Annotated in this window: 3 protein-coding genes; all 3 read right to left on the reverse strand. The window is 68.0% G+C overall.

Features of this window, described 5'->3' with window-relative positions; genetic code table 11:
- Nucleotides 1–2,180 (reverse strand): calcium-binding protein (locus AB4Z01_RS35740; RefSeq protein ID WP_441701552.1); only part of this gene is annotated, 2,180 nt, incomplete at its 3' end.
- Nucleotides 2,181–2,370: 190 nt separating this feature from the next.
- Nucleotides 2,371–4,767: a beta strand repeat-containing protein gene (locus tag AB4Z01_RS35745; RefSeq protein WP_441701553.1), complete on the reverse strand. Its 2,397-nt coding sequence runs from the start codon at nucleotides 4,765–4,767 to the stop codon at nucleotides 2,371–2,373.
- A gap of 191 nt (nucleotides 4,768–4,958) precedes the next feature.
- On the reverse strand, nucleotides 4,959–5,261 hold a 303-nt coding region (locus tag AB4Z01_RS35750), incomplete at its 5' end, for a M10 family metallopeptidase C-terminal domain-containing protein (RefSeq protein ID WP_441701555.1).

Here is a 5,261-nt window from a genome sequence, read left to right on the forward strand (position 1 = left end):
GAGTATCGCAGCTCGCCGRCATGGTCGGTGTAGAGGCCGGTGCCGATGAAGCTGAAGGCCTGGTCGCCGGCGGCGCCGGTGTTGGCATCGATCGCCGACAGGTCGATCTTGTCCCCCTGAGCGTGGCTGAAATCGGTGATCCGGTCGGCATTGGCCCCGACCACGCTGTCAGCCGCGGAGGAGAAGACGAAGTGGTCGGCGCCGCCCAGGCCGGTCATGGTATCCTTGCCGGCGGCGCCGTTCAGGGCGTTCGCCGCGCCGTTGCCGGTGAGGGTGTCGGCGCCGGACGAGCCGGTGACGTTCTCGATGTTGGCATAGGTGTCGCCCTGCGCGTCGCCGCCGGTCCCGCCGGTGGCCAGGTTGACGGTCACAGCCGCGACGCTGCCGGCATAGGAGGCGGTGTCGATGTTGTTGCCGCCGTCGAGCGCGTCGGCGCCGGCACCGCCGATGAGGGTGTCGTCGCCGCCATACCCGGCCAGCGCGTTGGCGCCGGCATTGCCGGTCAGCGTATCGCCAAGCTGGCTGCCATTGACGTTCTCGATCCCGACCAGGGTATCGCCCTGGGCGTCGCCGCCGGTGCCGGTCCCGGTGCTGAGGTTGACGGTCACGCCGGCGACGCTGTCGTAATAGGATGCGAGGTCGATGCCGGCGCCCCCATCGAGCGCGTCGGCACCGGCACCACCACGAAGGACATCGTTGCCGTCGAACCCGGCCAGCGCATTGGCGCCGGCAGTGCCGGTCAGGGTGTCGGCGAACTGGCTGCCGGCGATGTTCTCGATCCCGGCATAGGTGTCGCCCTGAGCGTCGCCGCTTGTCCCGACCCCGGTGGCCAGGTTGGCCGTCACGCCGGTGGCGCTGTCGACATAGGAGGCGGTGTCGATGCCCGTGCCGCCGTCGAGTGCGTCGGCACCGATGCCGCCGAGGAGGACGTCGTTGCCGCCGCCGCCGAAGAGCCTGTCGTTGCCGCCGAGGCCGCTCAGGGTGCTGGCGCCCGCATCGCCCGTCAGCACATCGTTATAGTCGAAGGTGCCTTCGACATTCTCGATCCCGGATAAAATGTCGTGCTGGGCGTCGCCGCCGACGGCCAGGCCGGAGGCCAGATCGACCCGCACGCCAGCGAAGGTGTAGCTCGTGCTGTAGCTGACGGTGTCGACGCCGGCGCCGCCATCTAGCACATCGGCACCGCTGCCGCCGCGAAGCAGATCGTTCCCGTCGCCGCCGAACAGGACGTCGGCGCCGTCCATCCCGTCCAGGACATCGCCGCCGCCCAGGCCGACAAGCCGGTTGGCGCCGACATCGCCGGTCAGCGTGTCGTCGAAGCCGGCCGAGCCGATGATGTCTTCGACGCCGCTGATCATGTCGCCTGCCGCGTCGCCGCCCGACGCGGTAACCGTCGTCAGATTGATGGTGACGCCGGCGCTGCTGTCGAAATAGGTGATGGTGTCGATGCCGTCGCCGGCGCTCAGAAGGTCGTTCGCGGCGCCGCCATGCATGAAATCGTCGCCGACATCGCCGACCATATAATCGAAGCCGTCGCCACCAATCAGGATGTCATTGCCGATCCCGCCGTCCAGCGCGTCGTTGGCGGCGCCGCCTGTCAGGCTGTCGTCGCCGCTGCCGCCGGTGAGAGTATCGATCCCGCCGAGGCCGGTGAGGACATCATTGCCGCCCGAACCAGTCAGCATGTTGCCCGCGTCCGATCCGGTCAGGACGTCGTCAAAGGCATTGGTGCCCTCGATGTTCTCGACATCGGCGCCGATCACGTCGCCCTGCGCGTCTCCGCCGGAGCCGATGCCGCCGCCGATCGTCACCGTCACGCCGCCGGCCGAGGTCGTGGCGTAGGTGACGACGTCGATGCCGTCCCCGCCATTGAGGATGTCGGCGCCGGCGCCGCCTTCGAGAGCGTCGCTGCCGTCGCCGCCGTTCAGCGTATCGGCGCCGTCGCTCCCCTGCAGCGTATCATTGCCGGCGTCGCCGTTTACGATGTCGTCGCCGCCGTTGCCGCTGATGAAATCATTGTCGGCACCGCCATTGGCCAGGTCATTGCCCGCACCGGCTAAGACGAAGTCGTTGCCGGCATCGCCGAAGATCTGGTCGTTGCCGCCGTTGCCGAAGATCGAATCCGTGTCGGCCGAGCCGTTGATGATATTGTCGTTGTCGTCGCCGTTGAAGACCGCCATTTGATTTTTCCTTCCGGATCGGGCCGTCCGACGCGGCGGCCTGCAGGGACAATAGTCACCGGACGTATCGCCAGGATGTCGCGGAGCGAGGAGATTTGTATCGTCCGTATCGCGGCTGGATTCAGCCGCGGCAGACAAGATCGCCGCGGCCGATGCCCTGGCCGCGGCGAAGGTCCGATGTTGGTTGTGGCTACAGAACGAAGTCGGCCGCGACCAGCCCGATGGAGCCGGTGAGCTGGATGTGGAAGTCGGAGGTGCCGTCGCCGTTGAGGTCGCCGGCGATGGTGGTGATGCCGCCGGCCACGGAGAACCGAAGTTGCCCCGCGACACCGGTGTAGAGGCCGGTGCCGATGAAGCTGAAGGCCTGATCGCCGGCGGTGCCGGTGTCGGCGTCGATCGCCGATAGGTCTATCCGATCCCCTTGGGCATGGCTGAAATCGGCAATCCGGTCGGCATTGGCCCCGACCGCGCTGTGCGCCGCGGAGCTGAAGACGAAGCGGTCGGCGCCGCCCAGTCCGGTCATCGTGTCGGTGCCGGCGCCGCCGTTCAGGGCGTTCGCTGCGCCGTTGCCGGTGAGGCTGTCGGCGGCGGACGAGCCGGTGACGTTCTCGATGTTGGCGTAGGTGTCGCCCTGGGCGTCGCCACCGGTCCCGCCGGTGGCCAGGTTGACGATTACAGCCGCGACGCTGCTGGCGTAAGAGGCGGTGTCGATGTTGTTGCCGCCGTCCAGCGCGTCGGCGCCGGCGCCGCCGATGAGGGTGTCGTCGCCGCCATACCCGGCCAGCGCATTGGCACCGGCATTGCCGGTCAGCGTGTCGCCGAGCTGGCTGCCGTTGACGTTCTCGATGCCGGCATAGGTGTCGCCCTGTGCGTCGCTGCCCGTGCCGATCCCGGTGCTCAGATTGACGCTGACGCCAGCGCTGCTGTCATAATAGGAGGCGGTGTCGATGCCCACGCCGCCGTCGAGCGCGTCTGCGCCGGCGCCGGCACGAAGAACGTCATTGCCCCCGAACCCGGCCAGGGCATTGATGCCGGCATCGCCGATCAGCGTGTCGGCGAACTGGCTGCCGTTGACGTTCTCGACATCCGCATAGGTGTCGCCCTGGGCATCGCTGCCCGTGCCGAGCCCGGTGGCCAGGTTGGCCGTCACGCCCGCGCTGCTGTCGAAATAGGAGGCGAGATCGATGCCGGCGCCGCCATCGAGCTTGTCGGCGCCGAGGCCGCCGCGGAGGATGTCGTTGCCGCCGCCACCGTAGAGCGTGTCGTTGCCGCCGATGCCGGTCAAGGTGTTGGCGCCCGCATCGCCCGTCAGCACATCGTCATAGCCGTAGGTGCCCTCGATGTTCTCGATCCCGGAGATCAGGTCGCGATGGGCGTCGGCGCCGCTGGCCAGGCCGGTTGCAAGATCGATCCGCACGCCACCGTAGGTGTAGCTGGTGCTGTAGCTGACGGTGTCGATGCCGGTGCCGCCATCCAGCACATCGGCCCCACCGCCGCCGCGAAGCAGGTCGTTGCCGTCGCCGCCCTGCAGGATGTTCTGACCGTCCTTCCCGTCCAGGATATCGTCGCCGCCCAGGCCGACAAGCCGGTTGGCGCCGGCATCGCCGGTCAGCGTGTCGCCGAAGCCGGCCGAGCCGGTGACATCCTCGACGATGATCGTTTGGAACGACCCGTCGCCGCCCACCGCGCTAAACGTCGTCAGATTGACGGTGACGCCGCCGATGCTGTCGAAATAGGTGGCGGTGTCGATGCCATCGCCGCCATCCAGGACGCCTCCCCCGGCGCCGCCACGCAGGAAATCGTCGCCGGCGTCGCCGGCCAGGGAATCGAAGCCTTCTCCGCCAATTAGGATGTCATCGCCAATCCCGCCGTTCAGCGTGTCGGCGCCGTCATCACCCTGCAGAAGGTCGTCGCCGGCCTCGCCCAGCAGGCCGTCGTTATCGGCGCCACCGATCAGCGTGTCGTTTCCCGTGGAACCATACAGGCTGTCGAAGCCGCCGAGCCCGAGCAGGATGTCGTCGCCGCCCGCTCCGGTCAGAGTGTTGTCCGCGGCCGATCCGGTCAGAATGTCGTTATAGCCATCGGTGCCCTCGATGCTCTCGATATCGGCGCCGATCACGTCGCCCTGCGCTTCGCCGCCGGAGCCGATTCCGCCGATCGTCGCCGTCACGCCGCCGGCCGAGCTGAAGATGTAGGTGACGGCGTCAATGCCGGCGCCCCCATTCAACGTGTCGGCGCCGACGCCGCCTAAGAGATAGTCGGCGCCGTCGCCGCCGTTCAGCGTGTCGGTGCCGTCGCCGCCATTCAGCGTGTCGTCGCCGTCGCCGCCGTTCAGCGTGTCGGTGCCGTCGCTCCCCAGCAGCGCATCATCGCCGGCATCGCCGTTCAGGGTGTCGTCGCCGGCGTCGCCGCTGATGAAATCGTTATCGGCACCACCATTGGCCAGGTCGTTGCCCGTGCCGGCATAGACGATGTCGACGCCCGCATTGCCGAAGAGCTGGTCGTTGCCGCCGAAGCCGGAGATCTGATCGTCTCCGATCGAGCCGCTGATGATGTTGTCGCTTTCGTCGCCGTTGAAGACCGTCACGTGAATGCCCCTTCCGGATCGGGCCGTCCGATGCGGCGGCCTGCAGGGGACACTAGCCGCCGGACGTATCGCCAGGATGTCGCGAGGCGGGGAGATTTGTATCGTCCGTATCGCGGCCGGACTCAGCCCCGCCAGACAAGATCGCCGCGGCCGATATCCCGGCCGCGGCGAAGGTCCGGTGCTGGTCGTGGCTACAGAACGAAGTCGGCCGCGACCAGGCCGATGGCGCCGGTGAGCTGGATGTGGAAGTCAGAGGTGCCGTCGCCGTTGAGGTCACCGGCGATGGTGGTGATGCCGCCGGCCACGGAGTATCGCAGCTCGCCGGCATGGTCGGTGTAGAGGCCGGTGCCGATGAAGCTGAAGGCCTGGTCGCCGGCGGCGCCGGTGTTGGCATCGATCGCCGACAGGTCGATCTTGTCCCCCTGAGCGTGGCTGAAATCGGTGATCCGGTCGGCATTGGCCCCGACCACGCTGTCCGCCGCGGAGGAGAAGAC

It is taken from the genome of Inquilinus sp. YAF38, from assembly GCF_052113205.1.
In the GTDB taxonomy this organism is placed as follows: domain Bacteria; phylum Pseudomonadota; class Alphaproteobacteria; order DSM-16000; family Inquilinaceae; genus Inquilinus.